The organism is Mesorhizobium sp. M1227 (assembly GCF_040318315.1).
GTDB lineage: Bacteria > Pseudomonadota > Alphaproteobacteria > Rhizobiales > Rhizobiaceae > Mesorhizobium.
Window position 1 is genome coordinate 80,040 of the sequence record NZ_JAMYLZ010000015.1, and the last position, 20,836, is coordinate 100,875.

Below are 20,836 nucleotides of genomic sequence, written 5' to 3' on the forward strand. Positions count from 1 at the left end.
GGATTTTGCATTGTCCCGTGCCGATTTCAACGGCTAATGCGCGCAATGCGATTGCCCTATCTCCTGCCTGGATCAATTGGAGAAATGAGAAATGGAAAAGGCCTGGCTCATAACGGGTGTGTCTTCTGGTCTAGGCCGGCTGCTGGCGGAGAAGACCCTGATCAGGGGAGACCGCGTCGTCGGTGCCAGTCGCAGCGAGGACGCACTTCCCGACCTGCGTGCAAGTTACCCCGAACGGCTCCGCATCGTCGCAATGGACCTCAAGGACCAGAGCTCGGTCCGCGCCGCGGTCGACCGGGCCTTCGCGGCATCCGCTCGGATCGACATCGTCGTCAGCAATGCTGGCTATGGCCTGCTCGGCGCGGCTGAAGAGGCTGGCGATGTGCAGGTTCGGACATCATCGACACCAATCTCATCGGCTCGATCACGCTCATCCAGGCGGCGTTGCCGCATCTGCGCAGCCAGGGTGGTGGTCGGATTCTACAGGTATCGAGCGAGGGAGGCCAGATCGCCTATCCGGCTTTCAGCCTCTATCACGCGACCAAGTGGGGTATCGAGGGGTTCGTCGAATCCGTGGCGCAGGAGGCTGCTCCCTTCGGCATCGAATTCAGCCTTGTGGAACCCGGGCCGGCGCGGACCGGGTTCGGCGGCAATCTCGCGCGGACCAAGCCGCTTGCGGCCTATGAGGGAACCCCCGCCGATCAGGTCCGCGAGGCGCTCCATGGGTCTTGGGTAATCAAGGGCGACCCCGACCGCATGACGGACGCAATGATCAGGCTTGCCGATCAGGATGCTCCGCTCCCGAAACGGCTGGTGCTCGGTGCCGAGGCCTATGCCGGCATCCGCAAGGCACTCGGCGGACGCATCGAGGAGCTCGACCGGCAGAATGACATCGCGGTTGCGGCGGATTTCACAGACGAGGAGTTGGCGCGGCTGTGACCCCCGGCTCCGGCCCGCTGCTCGTGCCCACCTCTTATCAAGACAGAAAGGAACTTGAGATGCCTACACGTGACGCCGTCTACCCGGCCAACCGGCACGCGTTATACGATATCCACCGCTATTCCGCAGCCATTCGGTCCGGCGATCTTCTCTTCGTGTCGGGTCAGGTCGGGAGCCGTGAGGACGGCTCGCCCGAGCCCGTATTCGAGGATCAGGTTCGACGGGCCTTCGCCAATCTGCGCGCGGTCTTGGCGGCCGCCGGGTGCAGCTTCGACGACGTCGTCGACGTCACAACGTTCCACACCAACCCGGACGAACAGATCGAGACAGTTCTGGCCGTCCGAGCGGAAGAAATCGGTGCACCTCCCTACCCGAACTGGACCGCAGTGGGCGTCAATTGGCTTGCGGACTTCGATTTCGAGATCAAGGTCATCGCCCGCATCCCTTCGACGACGAGCAGCCAGCCGGCGGACAAGCGCTGATCGCTCGCCCTGCAGTTCTGTATTGGCTATTTGGGGCCGAAGGCAGCCTGTCAGCTCTTGTGTCCGGAGCGGAGATAGCTGACCTCCACCTGCGAGAACCGAGGTCGTGAACTGACCAAACAGATTAGGTTCGTTCGGTCAGCGTACCGCAAGGGAATCTCGCAGCCTGTTGTGTATCTTGGCTTTATAGTTCGAGAGAGGTGCTGAAGGTCGAGAACTCTTCATCTGTGATCGGGACCACGTGCTGCGGCTCGGGTAAGCGCCCGCCTGCACGTCGGATACGAGCTCGCGATAGGCGGCAATACGCTCGCCTTGCAGCCGCTCATATTCGGCGGCGAAGTTGCGGTAGGTCTTGGCGTGGCGCGGCCTGTGGCCAGCGGTGTGGCCAAGCATGTCCTCGCTGAACAAATACTGCGCGTCGGCATTTGGGCCGGCGCTCATGATCATCTGTATTCCGGGCGATCAGTTCGGCGACCGGTCGGAGACCACCTCCAGCTCGGCGCCAAAGCAGCCTATGCCTCCACCTTCGCGTATGAGCTCCGAAATTCGTTCGGAGGCACCACTTTCAGATCTCTCCAACTCGAGGACCGGGATGTCGGAGGCAAGCACGCGCCAGAAGCGACGGGAGAACCCGTAACGGCGAATGTTGTCTTCAATCAGTCGCGCGGAACGCGACAGAGTGGTCACGACACAGAAGCTGTGAGCGACAAGGCTGACGGATGAAGCGAAGCCTTGCCTATACCGATGACGGGCTTGGTAGCGATGGCGCTTGCCGCGTCGACACCCGTATCGTCTAAGCAGGCAATGATATGGGCGTCGACATTGTCCATTTCCGCCGCGACCACCTGCTTGAGCAGGCCCGCTACGGAGAGTGCACCGTCAAATGGCCCTTCGATCGCTTCAGGCCCAGCCGTTGGCATGCACGCCCACTATCTCGTCCCTGGGCCTGTCACCGCCATGGCGGCTGCGACGATCCCGCTGGTCATCGAAGCGGTCGTGTTGGGATTGATGATGGCAATTCGCATTCCGGGCATCCTGGCTTGGTTCCGCTCAGTCACAAGGATGCCAGCGCGCTGGACATCCGCTCCAGCCCTCGGCGCAGCAGGGGACGCGGGCAGCCGACATTCAGGCGGATGAAACCTTCGCCGCCAGGCCCATAGACGCGGCCGTCATACAGATTGACGCCGGCCTGATCGACAAAGAACTTCTGAATTCCACCCACTCTACGATCGAGCGCGCACGCGTCCAACCACACCAGAAACGATGCGTCGGGCCGCATGGGCGTAATGCCTGGAAGGTATTCGCCGGCGAAGTCACAAACCAGATCAATGTTGCTGGCGATGTAGGGTGTGAGTTGATCGAGCCAGGGCGCGCCGGTGCTGTAGGCAACCTCCAGGGCCAGGCGGCCGAAAAAGTTTGCATTTACCATGAATGAGGCCTGCATCGCGGCAAGAAGCTGCTCGCGGCGCTTTTTGCTCGCCACCGCAATGGTTGCCGAAGGCACCCCGGCGAGGTTGAAAGTCTTCGTCGGAGCGGTGCAGATGAACGACTTCTCCGCGGCATCGTCCGAGATGGAGGAGAAGATGATGTGCGGGTGGTCCGACAACCTTATGTCGCAGTGAATGTCGTCGGATATGACCAAAATCCCATGGCGCTCACAAATGTCGTTCAGCGCTGTCAGTTCTTCGAGTGTCCAGGCCATTCCGGCAGGATTGTGAGGATTGCACAGCAGGAACACCTTGGCGCCGCCGGCCGCCAGTTTCTCGAAGTCTTCCAGATCGAGTTCATACCTGTTGTTTTGCAGCCTCAGCCGGTTCGTGAGCAGAATCCGGCCATTTCCCTGAACCACTTCGAAATAGGGCGAGTACACGGGTGACTGAACGATGACGCCGTCACCAGGCTTCGTGAAGGTTCGCAGTATCGCAGCGACCGACGGCATGATCGCCGGCGCGGGGAGCAGGGTCTCCAGCATCGGCGACCAGTTGTGCCGGCGTGTGAACCACGATTGCACGATCTCATAGTGGCGCGGATCGCGGCGTGTGTAGCCGTAAATGCCATGGTCCGCGGCCTCGCGCAGCCGCGCGATGACGGTTTCCGGAGCACGGAAATCCATATCCGCTGTCCATAGGGAGAGCAGGTCCTGGCCTTGCACCTGAGGAGAGAACTCGTCCCACTGGTTGGCCCATTTGACGGATCCGAATTGCTGGCGGTCGTGGATTTGGTCGAAATCTATTCCCACAATATTTTGTTGCCCAACCGCCGATGCGGGCGTGTCTGCACAAGCCATTTGATACTCACCTGGAAAATCTACTGCCACGGTTACGGGCCTTTGCGTCTGCGGACTTCCCTATTTGAGGATTTGCGCCAGAAACTGCCGCGCTCGTTCCGACCGGGAGTTGGTGAAGAACTGATGGGGCGTGTTGATCTCGACGATCTCCCCGCGGTCCATGAACACCACGCGATCAGCCACCTCCCGCGCGAAGCCCATTTCATGCGTCACGCACAGCATCGTCATACCTTCACCGGCGAGCGACACCATCGTGTCGAGCACCTCCTTGACCATCTCCGGATCGAGGGCAGAGGTTGGCTCGTCGAAGAGCATGATCTTCGGGTTCATGCAGAGAGCCCGGGCAATTGCAGCACGTTGCTGCTGGCCACCCGACAGCTGACCCGGGTAGCTGTCCGCCTTTTCCGCAATTCTGACGCGCTCCAGATAATGGCGCGCCAATTCCTCAGCTGCCGTCCGCGGCATCTTCCTCACCCAAACAGGCGCAAGCGTGCAATTCTCAAGCACCGTGAGGTGGGGAAACAGATTGAAGTGCTGGAAAACCATCCCGACATTGCTGCGGACTTCATCGATCTTGCGCAGATCCTCGGTTACCGCTTTGCCGTCGACGATGATCTCGCCCGACTGATGCTTCTCGAGATGGTTGACGCACCGGATCATCGTCGATTTGCCCGACCCCGAGGGGCCGCAGATCACAATGCGCTGCCCCTGTGGCACCGACAGGTTGATGTTCCTGAGCGCATGGTATGAGGCGAACCATTTGTTGACGTCACGCAGTTCAATGGCCATCGCCTTGTTGAAGGGCTGTCCCTTCGTCGATGCGTACATTGCTTGTGGCATCATCGTCGCGTCCTAAGATTTGTGGCCGCGCGCCAATTGGCGCTCCATCGATTGCGAGTAACGGGACATGCCGAAGCAAAAGCCCCAGTAGACCAGTCCCGCAAAGAGGTAGCCGGTTGATGAGATCGTCGGGCCTGCCCAGTTCGGATCGACGCGCGCCGTTTCGATGGCTTTCAGGAAATCCGCGATGCCGACGATGGCGACCAGAGTCGTGTCTTTGAACAGACCGATGAAGGTGGAGACGATGCTCGGTATGACGATCGTCAACGCCTGGGGGAGGACGATCAGGCGCATTATGTCGAAGTAGCTGATCCCAAGCGCCTTCGCCGCCTCGTATTGGCCCTTCGGGATCGCCTGAAGGCCGGCCCTCACAACTTCGGCCATATAGGCGGACGAGAACAGCGCTATCGCCATGAGCGGGCGCAGGAGACGATCAGGCGTCAGATAGTCCGGGACGAAGAGCGGCATCATGAAGTTCGCCATGAACAATACCGTGATAAACGGCACCCCCCGGACGACTTCGATGAATGTGACGCAAACCGCCTTGACGAAAGGGAGTTCGGACCTGCGTCCAAGCGCCAGGATAACCCCGATCGGAAGCGAGACGACGATGCCCACAATCGACATCAGCAACGTGATCAGGAGACCGCCCCAGAGCGTCGTATCGATGACAGACAAATGGAGCCAGGCGACCCCGCGCACGAGAACGAACGCGGCAACGGGGTAGACAAGGAAGAATAGCAACGCCGCCACTTTGCGCCGCGGAGCCTTCGTCCACAGGAGCCAAACGATGAGGATGGCGCCGATAGCCTGTGCGAGATCAACGCGCCACCGCTCGGAAGCCGGGTACGCGCCGTATCGCAGGTAATCGAACTTCTCGGCAATGAAAGGCCAGCAAGCTCCTTGGCTGTTCGTGCGGCAAGCCTCGCGACCGCCGCTCCAGACCGCGTCGAAGATCGCAAAGCTCAGAAAGTGACGCAGCAGCCACACGGCGAAGAGGAGAAAGCATATTGTCAGCGCGCCTGAAGACGGCGTCGAAAACAGATTTTTTTTCATCCAGGTCACTGGACCCGGCCAAACGTCAGCGGGGGGCGCCATCGCTGGTATGAGCGCGCTGCTGACAACTGGCGAATGCATGGACTGATCGCTCATGCGTCACCTCTCGACGATCGCAAAATGTCGGTTACACGCGTTCATGGCCAACGACGTGGCAAGGGAGATAACGAGATAGACGGACAAGGTGATCGCCATGACCTGGACGGCGGCGCCGGTCTGGTTGAGTACCGTCCCGGCAAAGATCTGAACGAGGTCGGGATAGCCGATGAACACCGCAAGCGATGAGTTCTTGATTAGATTGAGATACTGGCTTGTCAAAGGCGGGATGATAATACGCAGCGCCTGCGGAACAACGACAAGGCGAAGCGTCTTGCCCGGCGCCAGCCCCAGCGCATACGCAGCCTCGCTCTGGCCCTTTGGCACTGCCTGGATTCCACTCCGGACGATCTCGGCGATGTAGGATCCGGTGTAGACCGACAGACCGATCAGGAGAGCGGCAAACTCTGGATAGAGTTGATGTCCGCCTTGAAAGTTGAAACCCCGCAGCTGCGGCGCGACAAACGAGACCGGCTCGCCAGCCGCCAGGAACACGATCAGCGGAAATCCTATCAAGGTCGCCAGGCTGACCAAAAATACCGGCAGCTGCTTGCCAGTTCGTTTCTGGACACTCTTGGCGCGGAACCAGAATGCAATGCAGCAGAAAACGGCCGCTACCAATGCCAGGCCCACAAGCCCCGCCCCCGGATGCCACTGGATCTCCGGAATGATGAGGCCGCGATTGTTGAGATAGATGCCGCCGGGGATGGCGATGGACGCCTTCGGGGAAGGCAACGGCTTGAGGACGGCGTTGTACCAGAACAGCAGCTGCAGCAATAACGGGACATTGCGCACAAGCTCGACATAGGCGGTCGCCACCTTCGAAACGATCCAGTTCGGCGAGAGGCGGGCAACGCCGATGACGAAGCCAAGCAAGGTGGCCAGCAAGATTGCGAGGAAGCTGACGTAGAGGGTGTTGACCACTCCCACCCAGAAGGCCTGACCGTAGGTGGATAGTGCATCGTACGGTATCAGGGTTTGATTGATGTCGAAGCCGGCAGCCTCACCCCAAAAATCGAATGAGAGCGGAATCCCCCGGACCCGCATATTCGATGCGGTCTGCATGCCGATGCCCAGGGCCAAAGCCAACAGGCAACCTGCGAGCAAGAGCTGGTAGAAAACGCCGCGCACTTTCGTATCGTGCAGCGATAGGCTCCTGCGCGAGGGCGCTGGAAGCGACAAATCGGACATGGCGTGTTCCTATTGGGATCTGTGCAAGGCGCTGGCGGTAACACGCCAGCGCCTTGCAACCATGCTTTGCCTAGCGAATCGGCGGAGCGTACTGAACGCCGCCTTTGTTCCAGAGCGCGTTCATGCCGCGCTCCATTTTCAGTGGGGAGTCCTTGCCGACATTCCGATCAAACACTTCGCCGTAGTTACCGACCTGTTTGATCACCTCGACCGGCCAGTCGTCGCCGAGCCCGATGTCCTTGCCGATGCTGCCTTCCACGCCAAGCAGACGGCGGATGCTGGGATTGTCCGACGACTTCATCGCATCAACGTTTTTGGAGGTGACCCCGTATTCTTCGGAGGCCACCATGACGTAAAGCGTCCACTTCGCCACATTGAACCACTGGTCGTCTCCCTGCCGCACTGCCGGGCCAAGCGGCTCCTTGGAGATCAGTTCGGGAAGAACGATGCTGTCGTCCGGCTTGGCCATGCGAAGCCGCGATGCGTTCAAGGTAGAGGTGTCCGCCGACAGGACGTCGCAACGCCCCTCCTCGTAAGCCTTCACGACAGCTTCCTCGTCGGCGAAACCAACCGTGGTGTACTTGATCGACTGCGAGCGAAAATAGTCGGCAAGGTTCAACTCGGTCGTGGTGCCTTGGGTGACGCAAATCGATGCGCCCTCGAGCCCCTTGGCTGATGTGATGTTGTCCGCCTTGCGCACCATAAATCCCTGACCGTCATAGAAGTACGTCCCCGCAAAAAGTATGCCGAGAGACGTATCGCGCGACGATGTCCATGTTGCGTTGTGTGCAAGAATGTCGATCTCCCCCGACTGCAAGGCGGTGAAGCGATCTTTTGGCGTCAATGGGATGAACTTAACCTTTTGCGCATCCCCGAGCACGGCAGCGGCCACGGCGCGACAATAGTCGACCACAAATCCGGTCCATTTGCCTTCATTATCGGGAAGGCTGAAGCCAGCCGTGGCCGAATTTGTGCCACACGTCAGCAGGCCATTTTTCTTGACATTGTCGAGGGTTGCGGACCACGCCGAGGAGGCGGTGCACGCGATAGCGAGGGCAAGTAGGCCCTTAAACGTCGATCTCATTTCGGTATTCCCCTGTTTTTGTTGAAGGGAATGTGGCCTCAAGTATGACTATTCGTCAAATTGACTGTTCTCATTGCGAAAATGAGCGTCATTCATAATTGAGGAGGCGCTCGCTCTCGGGTGAAAGGGAGCTTGAGTGCTGATCGGGCTAGTTTGCTTGGGGCGGGCTAATCGAATGAGCGACGGCGCGCGCGACCTATGGTGCAGCCAACCCCGGTGCTCCGACGGTTGACCCTTGGTCTCTCTCGGTCCGCGACTCGTTGTAGATGCTCATGATTATTTCCCGGAGCCATTTGGTACCCGGGTCATTCGCCATCTGGCGGTGAACAATGAGCCAGGCATTCACATTCGATATGGCAAGGGGCGGCGGGACCAACGTCACCTCACTCCTCTCGTCCAGAATTTGCAGGATGGCATCGCCGCAATGGGTAATCAGTTCAGTGCCGCGAAGCGCCCAGGGCAGCACCAGATAATTCGAGATGGTCGCAACGACATTGCGCCGGAGACCATGCTGCTTGAGGGCGGCATCCGCGAGGCCTTCTGCCAGACCATCTGCGGAAATCTGCAGGTGAGAACTGGCCAAATATGTTTCCAGTGTCATTGCGTTCCTGGCGATCTTGCTTCCACTCCACACCGCGCAAAACAATTGATCCTGGCCAAGCTCCACCTTCAAGAGACTTGGGTCGTCGCGTATTGCCGCTCCCGTCAGCGCACAGTCGACTTGTCTCAAATAGACCGATGAACCGATTTCGGGTCCGTTTGCGGGAATGACGTTCAGCGTCGCGCCAGGCGCTTGCCTCGAAAATTCCCGTATGAGCCCTGGGATGAATATCATGGCGTGATAGTCAGTGAGTCCCACGCGAAAGTTGCGTCGCGTCGTTGCTGGATTGAAGATCTGATGCCCGTCGATCGATGCGCGGATAATCGCCAGCGCGGCAGAAATATCCGACAGCAGCTCAACCGCCCGAGGCGTTGGCCGCATCTCGCCTCCATCTCTCGTGAACAATTCGTCCTGCAATAAATACCGAAGTTTTGATAGGGAATGACTTACAGCTGATTGTGTTCTTCCCAATTCGGCAGCTGCGCGCGTTACGCTCCTTTCACGCATCATCACGTCGAACACTCTCAGCAAATTGAGATCGATATCATCGAAACTCATGAGACCTCCCCCGTTTTCATCATGCCTCGCCTGCATGCTAACATCGCTTCCAACGCGCGAACGATGCCATGGCGAACAAATGCGACCCTTCGACCTGCGGGGTCAACGTTCCCTGTTGGGAAATCAATATGTTAGCGGAGGGTTCGCCAACCCATTTCCTTCGCATTCTCTCGTATGGTCTGGCTAACCTAAGGACCAGGGATGTCTACGACTCGCTGCCCCTTAGGCTGAGGCCAGACTGACCTGTTGGCGCTTCGGCTGCCGTGCCGAAACCAGGGCAACGAACTGGTCCACCGCCTGCCCGGCCCGCGCCAGAACCAGCGAATCTACGAGCTTGCCGTCGGCAAAGTCGCTGTCACTGCCATAGATGGCGCTCGGCACCGTCAGGGCGGAGTAAAAGCCAAACAGCGGGCGAAGCTGATGTTCGACTACCAGCGCGTGGCGCTGGCCACCACCCGTCGCGCCGATCAGGACCGGCCGATCGACGAGCGCCAGTGGATCGATGAGGTCGAACAGATGCTTGAACAGGCCAGCATAGGAGCCGTTGTAGACCGGCGTCGTGACGATCAGCGCGTCGGCCTGTTCGACCGCGTTTACCACATTCAGCGCCTCCGGCGTCAATTCCCTTCGCGTAAACGCAGCACCCAGACCACGGCCGGCATCGACAAGATCGAGGAAATTTACTGTGACAGACAATCTTTCGCGCAGCGCCTCGCCGAGATGATGCGCCAGCGTCCGCGACTTCGACGGCCTGTGGGTGTTGCCCGAAAGCACGACGATGTTGTGGCGCAACCGTTCGACGTGGAAATTCATGGGCTCTCTCATCTGTCCAAAGCAATTGGAAACGCGGGCGGGGCCGCCGGCCCCGCCATTTCGTCGGCGACCGTCAGGCGGCGCGCAGAGGCCGTGTCAGCGGGATCGGCGCGGCCGGCTCCGAACGCGGCACGCGGCCTTCGACCGGATGGCTCGGATCATTGAACCCATGCGTTGAGGCATGGCCGGCGGTGACGAGGCGGTCGACAAAGGCCTCGTCCTCGGCGCTCAGCCTGAAGTCCAATGCCTTCGCATAGCTGTCCCACTGTTCCTCGGTACGCGGGCCGGCGATCGCCGCCGTGATCAACCGGTTGTTCAGCACCCAGGCCAGCGCGAAATCGGCGGCCGAGACGCCGCGTGACTTTGCGTGCGCCGCGATCTGCCTGGCGATCTCGATCGATTCCGGGCGCCACTCGGTCTCGGCGATGCGCTTGTCCCCACGGCCGGCCCGCGTGTCGGCGGCAGGCGCCTGGTTCGGCTCGTATTTGCCGGTCAGCACGCCGCGCGCCAGCGGGCTGTAGGAGACGACGCCAAGACCGTAGTAGGCGGCCGCCGGCAGCTGTTCGGCCTCGGCGGTGCGGTTGACGATGTTGTATAGCGGCTGGCTGGCCACCGGCCGGTCGATGCCGAGTTCATCGGCCAGATGCGCGACTTCGGCGATGCGCCAGCCACGAAAGTTGGAGACGCCGAAATAGCGCAGCTTGCCCTGGCGGATCAGGTCGGCGATCGCCCGCACCGGCTCCTCCAGCGGCGCATCGAAGACGGCGCGGTGGAAGTAGAACAGGTCGATATAGTCTGTTCCCAGGCGGCGCAGGCTGTTCTCGACCGTCTGGATCACCCATTTGCGCGAATGGCCGCCGAGATTGGGCCCCTTGTCATGCGAGTTGACGAACTTGGTCGCCACGACCCAATGATCGCGCCTCGCCTTGATGCCGCGACCGACGACTTCCTCGGACTTGCCGTTGTGGTAGACGTCGGCGGTGTCAATGAAGTTGATGCCTTGCTAACGGCTTTGGCAGCGTCGCTCGACAGGGCTGGGACATCATGACGGAGTCGCGTTAGACATTCCAGCGAGACGAATATCGGTTTGAATCCTCGGGCTGCCGCCCAACAATGCTGAACCATATCGTGTCAAGGCTTGCAACGACCGAAGACGCAACTGGCGCATATTGCACTTGGCTGTCAAGGTCGGGAATAGGGTCAGAACCTGCCCGTGATCTTGCATTCAGGGAACGTCCGAGAAGGGTCGGATCGCGAAGTTCCCCGCCGCATTGGCGAACGTCCCGAGATGGCGCATGGTGCCGTTTCGGAACCGGGTGGGACGGGGGGCAGGATCGCCAATCAACCTGGGATCATGTTGCAACCAAGTTCGAACGTCGCGTTACTGGCAAGTAGAAACGTCGCATTGGGACGTTTCAGAGGTAGGCGCCAGGTCAGAATTGCGGGTTGACGTGCATCCTGGCGTCGCCGTGAGCGCCCGATCGGGGGCGATCCAGTATGGCATTTCGGCTTTACCAGCTTTGAGAGCCACTTACGCGCGAGCTTCGTTGGCCGGTGTCGGTTGCGGGTGATCCGATATTCGTCCAGCATCGCGACGACATGTGCAATGCGAAGCTTGGCGAAGAGTTTGACAGCGCAGATCAGCGCAAGATGTCCGACAGGCTCTCGGGCTTCTTCTCGCCAAGCGACAGATCAAGGCCCGACAGAAGTTCGACGAGGTGGCTTTGCATCAGGTCGGACGCGTTTTGTGCGTCGTGCTTTTCGATGGCATCGACGAGGGCGTGATGGGCGTGGCTTTCGCAGGTGGTGTCGCGGCGGCGCCAGTAGAGCGCGATGATCAGCGACGACCGCGACAGCAGGTCTTTGACGAAACCGGTCAGGATAGAATGGCCGGCGATTTGGGCGATGCCGACATGGAATTTTGCCGACAGCATGATGGCGTCGCTGTCGCGGCCGGCATGCAGGGCCTCGTGCTCTTTTTCGAGATGAAGCCGCAGTTGCGCGATCTCGGCCGGCTTTGCCACTTCGGCGGCAAGCGCGGCGACCTTGGGCTCGATCAGCGCCCGCGCTTCGAACACCTCGCGCGCTTCCTGCTTGGTCGGCTGGGCGACGAACGCGCCGCGGTTCGGCTCGAGCCGAGCCAAGCGGTCATGCGACAGCGCCTGCAGCGCCGCGCGTATCACCGCGCGGCTCACCGAATAGATCGAGGCGAGTTCGTCCTCGGGTAGTTTTGTGCCCGGTGCGAGGCGGTGGCTGACGATGGCGTCGCGCAGGCCGGCATAGACCGGAAACCAGCGCATCGTCGGCTTGTCGCCATCCCGTGGCTTTGGCCCAAGCAGGTCCATCGTCTCATTGTCCCGGCGGCCGGATCGCTTAGCGGCGCGAACACCGCGTTTCCGGCCGGACATCGAACATCCTGTGTGGGAATGTCAACAATTTTGCACGCATCAGGATACACGGCCGGAGGGCGAAAAGGACGCAAAGATTCCGGCGAAGGATTTTTCGAGTGGAACCTGGTAGCCGCCGCGCTTTGAGGTCGACAGGCCAAGGCCGACGAGGCTCTCACAGAGTTTTACTGCGCAGGCGACGCCGTCGAGCACGGGAAGCCTATGTTCGCGGCTGAGCGCGGCGGCGAGGTCGGCCATGCCGGCGCATCCCAGCACAATCGCTTCGGCCCGGTCGTCGCGGATGGCGCGCTCGATCTCCTCCGAAATTCGTTGGCGGGCGTTGGAGCCGGGCACTTCGAGCTCCAGAACGGGAACGTCGCTGGCCCGCACCCTGGCGCAGCGGCTGGCGAGGCCGTAGCGCACCAGATTGTGCTCGATCGCCGGCACCGAACGCGACAGCGTCGTCACCACGCTGAACTTGCCGGCAATCAGGCTCGCCATGTGAAACGCCGCTTCGCCGATACCGACCACCGGCATCTCGCCGACGCAGCGTACTGCGTCGAGGCCGGTGTCGTCGAAGCAGGCGATGACGCAGGCGCTCGCCGCCGGATGTTTTTGGATCTCGCCGATCATTCCCGGGATGGCGAAGACCTCGTCGAAATAGCCTTCGACGCTCGGCGGCCCGTCCTTCGGATTGACGGCGATGATCCTGGTGCCGGCCGAAGCCGCGCGGCGCGCCGCCTCGCCGATCTTTTCGGTCATGGACGCGGTGGTGTTGGGATTGACGACGAGTACGTCCATTTGCGCTTTCATATTTCGCCGCCGAGATAGAGTTTCTTGACCCGGTCGTCGCCAAGCAGCTCAGCCGAATGTCCGGCCAGCGCGATCTTTCCGGTCGTCAGTGCGTAGGCACGCTGCGAGATGCGCAGCGCCATGCGCGAATTCTGCTCGACCAGCAGAACGCTGACCTTTTCGTCGCGGTTGATCGCGACGATCGAGCGGGCGATGTCCTGAACGAGCTTCGGCGCGACGCCGAGCGAGGGTTCATCGAGCAGCAGAAGCTTCGGTTTGGCCATCAGCGCCCGCCCGATCACCAGCATCTGCTGTTCGCCGCCGCTCATCGTACCCGCCGTCTGGGAATAGCGTTCCTTCAGGCGCGGGAAGCGCCCGAGCACCATGTCCAGCGTCCTTGCGATTTCGGCCTTGTCGGTTCGGGTGAAGGCGCCCATCATCAGATTGTCGCGCACCGTCATGTAGGAAAAGACGCGCCGACCCTCAGGTACCATGGCGATGCCCATCCTGACCAGCTCGTCCGGGCGCGTTCCGTCGATGCGGTGGCCCTGGAAATGAATCTCGCCGCTGCGGACCTTCTTCAGGCCGGTGATGGCGCGCAGGATCGAAGATTTGCCCGCGCCGTTCGCGCCGATCAGCGCTACCGTCTCGCCCTCGTTGACGCTCAGCGACACACCCTTCAGTGCATAGACATGGTCGTAGTAGAGTTCGACGTCCGAGACTTTCAGCAGTTCGCTCATGGCTAAAATCCGATCGTCTCATCTTCGGCGCCGAGATAGGCCTCGATGACCTTTTCGTTCTCCTGGATTTCCTTCGGCGTTCCCTCGGCGATTTTCACACCGAAGTTCAGGACGACGATGCGGTCGGAAATGTTCATGACGGCGGGCATATCGTGCTCGACCAGCAGGACCGTCACGCCGCGCTTTCGCACGCCGCGCACCATCTCCACCGCGCGCACGGTTTCGTCATGGTTCATGCCGGCGAAGGGCTCGTCGAGCAGAAGCACGGTCGGGTTCGTGGCGAGCCCGATGGCAATCCCGAGCGCGCGCAGATGGCCGTGCGGCAGCGTGCTGGCGATCTCATGCCGTTGCGCGCCGAGACCCAGGAAGTCGATGATCTCGTCGGCCGAGCGGCCGAATTCATCCTCGTCGCGCCGTGCGGTATTCGTGCCGAGATAGAAGCCGGCAAGGCTGGCATTGGAACGCAGGTGATGCGCGATTATGACATTGTCGCGCACCGTCATGCCCTTGAAGATCGTCGTCTCCTGGAACGTGCGCACCACGCCCTTCCGGGCGACGATATGCGGCGCCAGGCCTGAAATCCGCTCTCCCCGGAACAGCACTTCGCCCGAGGTCGGATTGAGGAAAGAGGAAATCAGCTTGAACAGCGTGGACTTGCCGGCGCCGTTGGGGCCGATGACGGAAAGGATCTCGCGTTCGCGGACCGCGAAGGAAACATTGTTGACCGCGACCAGCCCGCCGAAGCGTTTGGTCACTGCCTTGATCTGGAGAAGCTCAGTCATGGTCCTAGCCCTGCTTCTTGCCGAACAGCCTGAGGCTGAGCAGGCCGTTGGGAAGGAACAGCATCAGCGCGATCAGCACCGAAGAGAAGATCAGCAACTGGAACTCGCCGGTCTCGAACAGGAAATCCCAGCCGAAATAGAGCACGAAGGTGCCGATCATCGGCCCGAAGACGTGGCCGAGCCCGCCGAGGAAGCAGTTCAGCATGAAGTTCACCGAGTCGGTGACGGTGAAGCTCGACGGATAGATCGATTGCGAGATGGCGACGAACATCGCACCGCCGAGACCGCCGAGGAATGAGGAGATGGCATAGGCGATGACGCGCAAATAGGCGATGTTGACGCCGATCGAGGAGGCCAGTTCCTCGTTCTGCTGCAACGACTGGCAGAGTTTGCCGATGCGCGAATGGACAAGGCGGTAAAGCCCGGCAAAGCACAGCACCATCAGCGCAACCGAGACAAGATAGAAGGCGGGACGCGGATTGGCGAGCGTCGCGAAATCCGGAAGGATGCTCAGCCCGAAGATCGAGATGCCGCCGGGGAGCGGAATGCTGACCATGCCTTTGGCTCCGTTGGTGATCGGCAGTGCCAGCGCGAGCAGCCGCGCCACTTCGGTCAAAACCAGCGTGACCATGGCGAAATAGACGCCGCGAAGCCTGAGGATGGGCAGCCCGATCAGCACGCTTGCAGCGGCGCAGAACAGCCCAGCCAGCGGCAGTGTCAGCCAGAACGACACACCATGCTGGACGACAAGGATGGCCGAAACATAGCCGCCCATAAGCGCGAAGGCGCCCTGGCCGATATTGATGCGGCCGATGTAGAAAGTCACCCACACCCCGGCGCTGGCGATGCTGAGCAGCGCGACCGAAGTCAGCGTGTAGTAGAGGTCGAGCCGACCGGTCGCCTCGATCAGCCAGGGCACGCCGATGAGTACGACCAGCAGGAAGAGAGCGACGCCGAGGATGTTGCGTGTACGCTTCATGTCGATCACCCCCACGGCTTGCCCATGAGCCCGTTCGGGCGGATGCTCAGGAACACCATCAGCGCGGCGAAGATGACGAGATAAGTGACGTCGCCATATTGGCGTAGCACCGTCAGGCCGACCGATTCCATCATGCCGAGGATGAAGCCGCCGGCGATCGCTCCGCTGACCACGCCGGCCCCGCCGATCATCACCATCAAGAACGCCTTGATCGAGATCGGGCCGCCGATGCCCGAATTGACGCCGGTGATGGCGACCAGCAGCCCGCCGACTATGCCGGCAAGCATGGCGCCGAGCGCAAAGCCGATCATCGAATAGCGGTCGACCTCGACGCCCATAAGCTGCGCCGCGACCCGGTCCTGCGCCAGCGCCCGCATGGCGCGTCCCGGTTTGCTGTACTGCATGAAAAGCACGAAGGAGGCGATGAACAGTATGGCGAGTGCGCCGACCAGCAGCCGGTCGTAAGGCATTATGAGGCTGTCGGAGACGAAGACGCCGTTGACGATCTTCGGCACGCCGCGCTGCTTTTCACCGAACAGGAGGAGGATCACGGCGTCGAGGAAGAATGCGACCGCCGCCGCGAGAAGCATCGTACTTTCCTCCCGCACGCTTCGCTTGATCACCGTTCTGAAAAGGAATTTCTCGACCAGCGCTCCAATAACCAGCAGCGTGATCCCGGACGCAACGAGCGCGACGACGAAAGGCATGCCGAGCTGGCCATAGACGGTGTAGGTGATGAAGCCGCCGAGAACGTACATCTGCCCATGGGCAAAGTTAAGCACGTTCATCAGCGCGAAGATCAGGGTCAGACCGAGCGCGATCAAGGCGTATTGCGCGCCAAGATAGAGCCCGTTGGCGATGACTTGTTCCATCAGGATGGTTCCCCGGCCATTCAGAGGCTCAAGACGAATGCACGAGCCTCTGCGGCAATCCGCTTCAGTGCAGTTGCGTCAATCGACTTGAGCGACGAAGAGCGTCTCGAACTTGCCGTCGCGGTATTCCGTGACCACCATCGGGACCGAAAGCTGGCGCTTCTGGCCAAACGACGTCATTCCGACATAGGTCAGCTTGGCATCGCCCTTCAGATAGGGATTGGGCGCCGAGAAAGTGTCGATCGTCTTCTTGAACTCCTCGACATTGTCGATCGCGGCCGGGTTCGCCTTCAGCGTCTCGATGATGTATTCGAGCGCGTAGACCTTGGTGTTGGATTCGTCATTGTATTCACCGAACATTTTCGTATAGCGGTCGACGAACTCCTTCATCATGTCGGACGCGATTTCGGGCGTCGATGCGCCGCCGACTGAGATGAAGCCGTTGGCCAACTCACCCGCGCCCTCTTCCAGCACCTTGGCATCCTGCGCCGTTTCGGTGGAGATCAGACCTTCGTAGCCGAGCTCGCGCGCGGCGCGGATCAGCAGCGGCGCATTGCCGGGCGCGACACCCGAAAGCACCAGCAGGTCCGGTTTTTGCAGAACGATCGGCGTCAGTACCGGTGTGAAATCGCGGGTATCGTTTTGGTAGACGTCCGTGGCAGCCACAACCTCAAGTCCGAGCGCCTTTGCCGCGGCAACACCGCCATCCCGCTGGCTCAGCGGATCGGATTCGTTGGCGGCGACAAAGGCAACTTTTCTCACGCCCCTGTTTTCCATGAGATATTTGTAGATCGCCGGAGCTGACTGGTAGTTAGCGATCATGCCGAGCACAGCGTTGGACGCCGGTGGGGTGTAGAGTTCCTTCGGGAATGCGTAGGGAAAATAGATGATGCCCTTGGATTCTGCCACGGGACGCACCGCCGCCGCGCCATCGTCAACATTCGGACCGACGACATAGTGGATGCCCTCCTGGGCCATCTTCTCCATGCCGGCGATCGCCCGCTTGGGGTCCTTCTGATCGTCGAAGGTGACGATTTTGATGTCATAGGTCTCGTCACCAATCTTCACACCGCCGGTTTCGTTGATCCAGGCGGCGCGCGTCTGCATCGAGCGGACGTTGGATGTGCCCCACGCAGCGGCCGCGCCACTCGTCACGCCGACAAAGCCGATCTTGAGTTCCTTGTTGGCGGCGTGCACCGTGATTGTGCCGCCGGCCATGATTGCCAGCGCAGAGACGGTGCCGAGCGCGGCGAATGTGATTATTGAACGTCTATTGATCATTGTTCTTTCCCCTTTGGAGGCCGCGCATTGTTGCGACAGAACTCGACCGATACGCGGAGTTTTGTGAGTGAGGGCTCAAATCTATTATCTGTCAACAAAACTTTTACAGATTGTTGACAATCTTGTGCGGTCGTAGATGAAGGACGCGGTCCGCAGCATCGCGGCCCTTCCAGAATCACGCTCCGTTCGCTCTGGCTAATATAAGCTTTGTGCCTAGTATTGACTGGGTGCGTAAAATTGTAGTACCGGCGCCGGCCGTCCCGAGTTCATTCCGCCGATGATGCCCACCCGGTCGCCAACGAGAGCAGCTCTCGGGCTCCCGCGACGAACTTCGCAAATGGTGCAGACGGCGCGTGCCGAAAATGCTGGAGCAAGACCGGCTCAGCTCTCGGGTAGTTGGCGCCCGCCCTGATCCTGCCGCATTGAACGCGGAAGGCCAGCTAATGGCTTTTGCCTAGCCCTCCCGCGGCAGTGGACTCTGTTCCGATGTGCCGCTACGTGCGGACGGCTATGTTCGAAGTACCGGCCTGTAACGTCGGAAAAGGAGTGACCCCATTTTTTTGCGTGCAAGATCTTTTCCCATCGCAGCAAGGACTGCTTTTCTGGTCACACTGGCCGGTGTCCTCGTGCTCGCACTCTCACCGGAGTGGCTTTTGCAGAATTTTGGCTTCGGCTTCACCTCTCATGATGACAAGCTCAATCACGCCGCAGCTTTCGTCGTGTTGACGGCTATCGGCAGTCTCGGTTGGCCAGAGCACAGGGCAAGACTGACCATTTTTCTTGCTCTTACCGGCGCCGCGATCGAGATCCTCCAGGGCATGCAAATGATAGGCCGCGACATGGATATGTTCGACTGGTTTGCCGATTGTGTCGGCGTCGCTTGCGGGCTCGCAATTGCAAGCTGGACAAAGAAATTAGTCAGCGGATTCTCCTAGGTCACGACCCGTCAAGCTGGGGCTAATCGGCCGCGTGAAGCATATGCGCGGCGAAGAGGATCTACGTCACGCTTCGCTGCAGGACTTCAGAGAGCATTGAGTAAGGCCGCAGCGATCACTGAGACTATCATCCGCAAGCCGATCTGCGCATAGCAGCCGAGGGGAGTTATGGCCTTCTCTTTTTCATCAGAGCGCGGACTTTAACAATCATCGCTGCATTAGACCTCAATTGAGAGGCATGTATTTTGCGCATGTATCTGTCGGCGATCACCTTGTAACGAAGGGACAATCGCACCACGCGGTCGTACGTTGCGTCTTCTCCCGCGCACAATTGCTGCGCTTTTCTTGCTAAGGTACTCGGGGCGCCAGGCTGGACCGCTAGTTTTGCGGCCCACCCCAAATTACATCTGATTAGCGCGCTCTGTTCGGCCTTGATCATTGGATCGACTGCGGACCTAGCCTGAGAACTAAGAACCACAGATGCGACCAGAACCGCGATAAAAAGCCGCTTCACAGTTGCCCTCAAACGCTGCATAGGCAGCCCAGTGATTAAACATTGACTCCAAGTTTATAGCGCGCCGCCCGTTATGCGCAGCCGCCCACTCCGTTATTTTCGCCCCTGTTTCTGCCGGAAATATGTGATGACTTTGGAGACCATCGCCATCACAACCAGAACTCCGAATAGAATAAGAATCGGAAAATCGGTAGATTGCCGACAAGGTTCGTCATCTGGCGCGCAGTACGACAGGGCGGCCGCGGAATTCATCGTGCTTAGCAGCGCGGAAGTGGAAAGACCGAGTAACTTCATACGCAGGTTTTTGGGAATATCGGCCTGCACCGGTCGGGCCGAGCCCGCGGTGCCGCATTTACTCGCAGCTATGGCGTACCTGATCAGCCACCATGCCCGCGGGACCCAACATAGCCTCGTTGAGCCCGGTGTAGCCATCTGTTTTGTCAACCTCGTTTATAGTGGTGACGGCCGCGGGCTAATGGAGCCGATCGCTGACAATGCCACGGATTCGGGGCGCGCTCTCAACCGGCGCGTGGAAGTGAAAGCCGTGAAATAGTGCGAACGCGAGCAGATTCGGCCATGCGCTGCAGGTATTATAGCCCCGGCTGCCTTAGCCATGGATGATGAGCTTCCGGAGGAATATCCGCTTGTTCGGCAATAGCAGAAGTTCTGTCTATGGTTAATCGGTCCTTAGGCTCATCTACATCGTTCCAGCGCACGTCACGGCGGTCAGCCGCTCCGATACGATCGATGGCTGGCGCGACCGGCGCGGCGACGGCGGCGCTCCGCGCCTCCGGCCTCAACCTCATCGTTAGCGCGATCGTGCATTGGAATACGGTCTATATCGAACGGGCCGTCACCCACTTGCGCAAAATGCACCGCGAGATCCCGGATCATCCGCTCAAGCACGTCTCGCCGCTGAGCTGGGAACACATCAATCTGACCGGCATCTATACCTGGGATACAGAACATCAGATGCGTGAAAGCTTCCGGTCGCTCAGACTTCCGGCTCGGTTACGCCACGCCGCATGACGTTCATGCTCCGTTCAACCTCGTGTCGCTGGGAACTGTTCTTGCTCCGACCCCAGGCTGGGAGGCATGGAAGGATTGGGACGGCCACACGTTCCAGACCAACCGCGCCGCACTCAGCAATGAACGGACAATGCCGCTCTTTCGAGCGGGTCGATGCTGATAGGAAAGGTGGCGCGTGGGCGCCACCATTCTTGCTTTTCTTACGTGAATTACCTATTGTAGGTACTTTAAAAGGAAGTACGGCGATGAAGCAATTCACATTCTCCGACATGAATCGCGTGTCAGGCGAAATCCTCGAAACGGCATTGATCGAGCCGGTGGCCCTGACCAAGCGCGGCAAGGAAAAGCTCGTCATCCTGTCCGCTGCTCAGTACCACCAGCTCGTCGGCCAGCCGCATTCGGTCGCCTATACGATCGAGGACGCACCGGATGAAGTCCACAATGAACTCATGACAGGACTGGATGCCATAATTTCCGGCGACACGCCCGATGCTTAAAGCTGGCGATCTGCTCCGATATTATTACCTATGGGCGCGGGAAGCAGACGCCGGCGAGGAATCCGGACGCAAGGCGAGGCC

Annotated in this window: 19 protein-coding genes and 3 pseudogenes; 5 read left to right on the top strand and 17 right to left on the bottom strand. The window is 60.0% G+C overall.

All coding sequences use genetic code 11. The features are described from left to right. Positions 1-91 precede the first annotated feature (91 nt). Both NKH28_RS18795 and NKH28_RS18800 read left to right on the top strand, forming a co-directional pair. Positions 92-939 (top strand): annotated as a pseudogene (locus NKH28_RS18795) (SDR family oxidoreductase). Between the two features lie 59 nt (positions 940-998). Continuing rightward, positions 999-1,421: a RidA family protein gene (locus tag NKH28_RS18800; protein ID WP_352980033.1), complete on the top strand. Its 423-nt coding sequence runs from the start codon at positions 999-1,001 to the stop codon at positions 1,419-1,421. 138 nt (positions 1,422-1,559) lie between these two features. Here NKH28_RS18800 and NKH28_RS18805 read toward each other — a convergent pair whose 3' ends face one another. From NKH28_RS18805 to NKH28_RS18885, 17 genes and pseudogenes are all read right to left on the bottom strand, one after another. Further along, positions 1,560-1,868: a 3-methyl-2-oxobutanoate hydroxymethyltransferase gene (locus NKH28_RS18805; RefSeq protein WP_502906637.1), complete on the bottom strand. Its 309-nt coding sequence runs from the start codon at positions 1,866-1,868 to the stop codon at positions 1,560-1,562. 236 nt (positions 1,869-2,104) lie between these two features. Beyond that, a complete protein-coding gene (locus tag NKH28_RS18810) occupies positions 2,105-2,341 on the bottom strand; it encodes an aspartate/glutamate racemase family protein (RefSeq protein ID WP_352980008.1) in 237 nt (78 codons plus the stop codon). A 134-nt stretch (positions 2,342-2,475) separates the two neighbouring features. After that, entirely contained in the window at positions 2,476-3,738 is a 1,263-nt protein-coding gene (locus tag NKH28_RS18815) for a MalY/PatB family protein (RefSeq protein ID WP_352980010.1), read from the bottom strand. Positions 3,739-3,768: 30 nt separating this feature from the next. Beyond that, positions 3,769-4,497 (bottom strand): amino acid ABC transporter ATP-binding protein, encoded by a 729-nt coding sequence (locus NKH28_RS18820; protein ID WP_502906638.1) that lies wholly within the window; start codon positions 4,495-4,497, stop codon positions 3,769-3,771. A gap of 63 nt (positions 4,498-4,560) precedes the next feature. Next, positions 4,561-5,700: an amino acid ABC transporter permease gene (locus NKH28_RS18825; RefSeq protein ID WP_352503545.1), complete on the bottom strand. Its 1,140-nt coding sequence runs from the start codon at positions 5,698-5,700 to the stop codon at positions 4,561-4,563. A gap of 3 nt (positions 5,701-5,703) precedes the next feature. Next, on the bottom strand, positions 5,704-6,891 hold the full coding sequence (locus NKH28_RS18830; RefSeq protein ID WP_352542699.1) for an amino acid ABC transporter permease: 1,188 nt from the start codon (positions 6,889-6,891) through the stop codon (positions 5,704-5,706). A gap of 70 nt (positions 6,892-6,961) precedes the next feature. Then, positions 6,962-7,975, bottom strand: coding sequence for an amino acid ABC transporter substrate-binding protein (locus NKH28_RS18835; protein WP_352923512.1), 1,014 nt, complete (start codon positions 7,973-7,975; stop codon positions 6,962-6,964). A gap of 196 nt (positions 7,976-8,171) precedes the next feature. Beyond that, positions 8,172-9,134, bottom strand: coding sequence for a LysR family transcriptional regulator (locus tag NKH28_RS18840; RefSeq protein WP_352980012.1), 963 nt, complete (start codon positions 9,132-9,134; stop codon positions 8,172-8,174). 222 nt (positions 9,135-9,356) lie between these two features. Beyond that, a complete protein-coding gene (msuE, locus tag NKH28_RS18845; protein WP_352980014.1) occupies positions 9,357-9,947 on the bottom strand; it encodes an FMN reductase in 591 nt (196 codons plus the stop codon). A gap of 73 nt (positions 9,948-10,020) precedes the next feature. Then, positions 10,021-10,950, bottom strand: a pseudogene (locus NKH28_RS18850) (aldo/keto reductase); the annotation flags it as partial. Between the two features lie 637 nt (positions 10,951-11,587). Continuing rightward, complete coding sequence (locus NKH28_RS18855; protein ID WP_352474573.1) at positions 11,588-12,292, bottom strand: GntR family transcriptional regulator; 705 nt, start codon at positions 12,290-12,292, stop codon at positions 11,588-11,590. Positions 12,293-12,394: 102 nt separating this feature from the next. Continuing rightward, entirely contained in the window at positions 12,395-13,135 is a 741-nt protein-coding gene (locus NKH28_RS18860; RefSeq protein ID WP_352503768.1) for an aspartate/glutamate racemase family protein, read from the bottom strand. An 8-nt stretch (positions 13,136-13,143) separates the two neighbouring features. After that, positions 13,144-13,866, bottom strand: coding sequence for an ABC transporter ATP-binding protein (locus NKH28_RS18865; protein WP_352503769.1), 723 nt, complete (start codon positions 13,864-13,866; stop codon positions 13,144-13,146). A 2-nt stretch (positions 13,867-13,868) separates the two neighbouring features. Next, positions 13,869-14,648 carry an ABC transporter ATP-binding protein gene (locus tag NKH28_RS18870; RefSeq protein ID WP_352474568.1) on the bottom strand — a complete coding sequence of 260 codons (780 nt, stop codon included), beginning with the start codon at positions 14,646-14,648 and terminating at the stop codon, positions 13,869-13,871. Positions 14,649-14,652: 4 nt separating this feature from the next. Next, positions 14,653-15,627 (bottom strand): branched-chain amino acid ABC transporter permease, encoded by a 975-nt coding sequence (locus NKH28_RS18875; protein WP_352923050.1) that lies wholly within the window; start codon positions 15,625-15,627, stop codon positions 14,653-14,655. A gap of 5 nt (positions 15,628-15,632) precedes the next feature. Then, positions 15,633-16,499 carry a branched-chain amino acid ABC transporter permease gene (locus NKH28_RS18880; RefSeq protein ID WP_352452194.1) on the bottom strand — a complete coding sequence of 289 codons (867 nt, stop codon included), beginning with the start codon at positions 16,497-16,499 and terminating at the stop codon, positions 15,633-15,635. A 78-nt stretch (positions 16,500-16,577) separates the two neighbouring features. Further along, the gene (locus tag NKH28_RS18885; protein ID WP_352474565.1) at positions 16,578-17,780 is read right to left on the bottom strand and encodes an ABC transporter substrate-binding protein; all 1,203 of its coding nucleotides are present in this window, start codon (positions 17,778-17,780) and stop codon (positions 16,578-16,580) included. A gap of 653 nt (positions 17,781-18,433) precedes the next feature. Here NKH28_RS18885 and NKH28_RS18890 point away from each other — a divergent pair. From NKH28_RS18890 to NKH28_RS18900, 3 genes and pseudogenes are all read left to right on the top strand, one after another. Beyond that, positions 18,434-18,715, top strand: coding sequence for a VanZ family protein (locus NKH28_RS18890; RefSeq protein WP_352503771.1), 282 nt, complete (start codon positions 18,434-18,436; stop codon positions 18,713-18,715). A gap of 1,291 nt (positions 18,716-20,006) precedes the next feature. Continuing rightward, positions 20,007-20,258, top strand: a pseudogene (locus tag NKH28_RS18895) (Tn3 family transposase); the annotation flags it as partial. A gap of 245 nt (positions 20,259-20,503) precedes the next feature. Next, entirely contained in the window at positions 20,504-20,755 is a 252-nt protein-coding gene (locus tag NKH28_RS18900; protein WP_352773274.1) for a type II toxin-antitoxin system Phd/YefM family antitoxin, read from the top strand. The last annotated feature ends 81 nt before the right edge of the window (positions 20,756-20,836 follow it).

Bases quoted from the DNA above. Each gene is read 5' to 3' on its own strand.
- NKH28_RS18870 (WP_352474568.1), bottom strand. From the start codon at position 14,648: ATGACTGAGCTTCTCCAGATCAAGGCAGTGACCAAACGCTTCGGCGGG.
- NKH28_RS18825 (WP_352503545.1), bottom strand. From the start codon at position 5,700: ATGAGCGATCAGTCCATGCATTCGCCAGTTGTCAGCAGCGCGCTCATA.
- msuE (WP_352980014.1), bottom strand. From the start codon at position 9,947: ATGAATTTCCACGTCGAACGGTTGCGCCACAACATCGTCGTGCTTTCG.
- NKH28_RS18810 (WP_352980008.1), bottom strand. From the start codon at position 2,341: ATGCCAACGGCTGGGCCTGAAGCGATCGAAGGGCCATTTGACGGTGCA.
- NKH28_RS18900 (WP_352773274.1), top strand. From the start codon at position 20,504: ATGAAGCAATTCACATTCTCCGACATGAATCGCGTGTCAGGCGAAATC.
- NKH28_RS18880 (WP_352452194.1), bottom strand. From the start codon at position 16,499: ATGGAACAAGTCATCGCCAACGGGCTCTATCTTGGCGCGCAATACGCC.
- NKH28_RS18875 (WP_352923050.1), bottom strand. From the start codon at position 15,627: ATGAAGCGTACACGCAACATCCTCGGCGTCGCTCTCTTCCTGCTGGTC.
- NKH28_RS18835 (WP_352923512.1), bottom strand. From the start codon at position 7,975: ATGAGATCGACGTTTAAGGGCCTACTTGCCCTCGCTATCGCGTGCACC.
- NKH28_RS18820 (WP_502906638.1), bottom strand. From the start codon at position 4,497: ATGGCCATTGAACTGCGTGACGTCAACAAATGGTTCGCCTCATACCAT.
- NKH28_RS18830 (WP_352542699.1), bottom strand. From the start codon at position 6,891: ATGTCCGATTTGTCGCTTCCAGCGCCCTCGCGCAGGAGCCTATCGCTG.
- NKH28_RS18865 (WP_352503769.1), bottom strand. From the start codon at position 13,866: ATGAGCGAACTGCTGAAAGTCTCGGACGTCGAACTCTACTACGACCAT.
- NKH28_RS18805 (WP_502906637.1), bottom strand. From the start codon at position 1,868: ATGATCATGAGCGCCGGCCCAAATGCCGACGCGCAGTATTTGTTCAGC.
- NKH28_RS18885 (WP_352474565.1), bottom strand. From the start codon at position 17,780: ATGATCAATAGACGTTCAATAATCACATTCGCCGCGCTCGGCACCGTC.
- NKH28_RS18840 (WP_352980012.1), bottom strand. From the start codon at position 9,134: ATGAGTTTCGATGATATCGATCTCAATTTGCTGAGAGTGTTCGACGTG.
- NKH28_RS18855 (WP_352474573.1), bottom strand. From the start codon at position 12,292: ATGGACCTGCTTGGGCCAAAGCCACGGGATGGCGACAAGCCGACGATG.
- NKH28_RS18860 (WP_352503768.1), bottom strand. From the start codon at position 13,135: ATGGACGTACTCGTCGTCAATCCCAACACCACCGCGTCCATGACCGAA.
- NKH28_RS18800 (WP_352980033.1), top strand. From the start codon at position 999: ATGCCTACACGTGACGCCGTCTACCCGGCCAACCGGCACGCGTTATAC.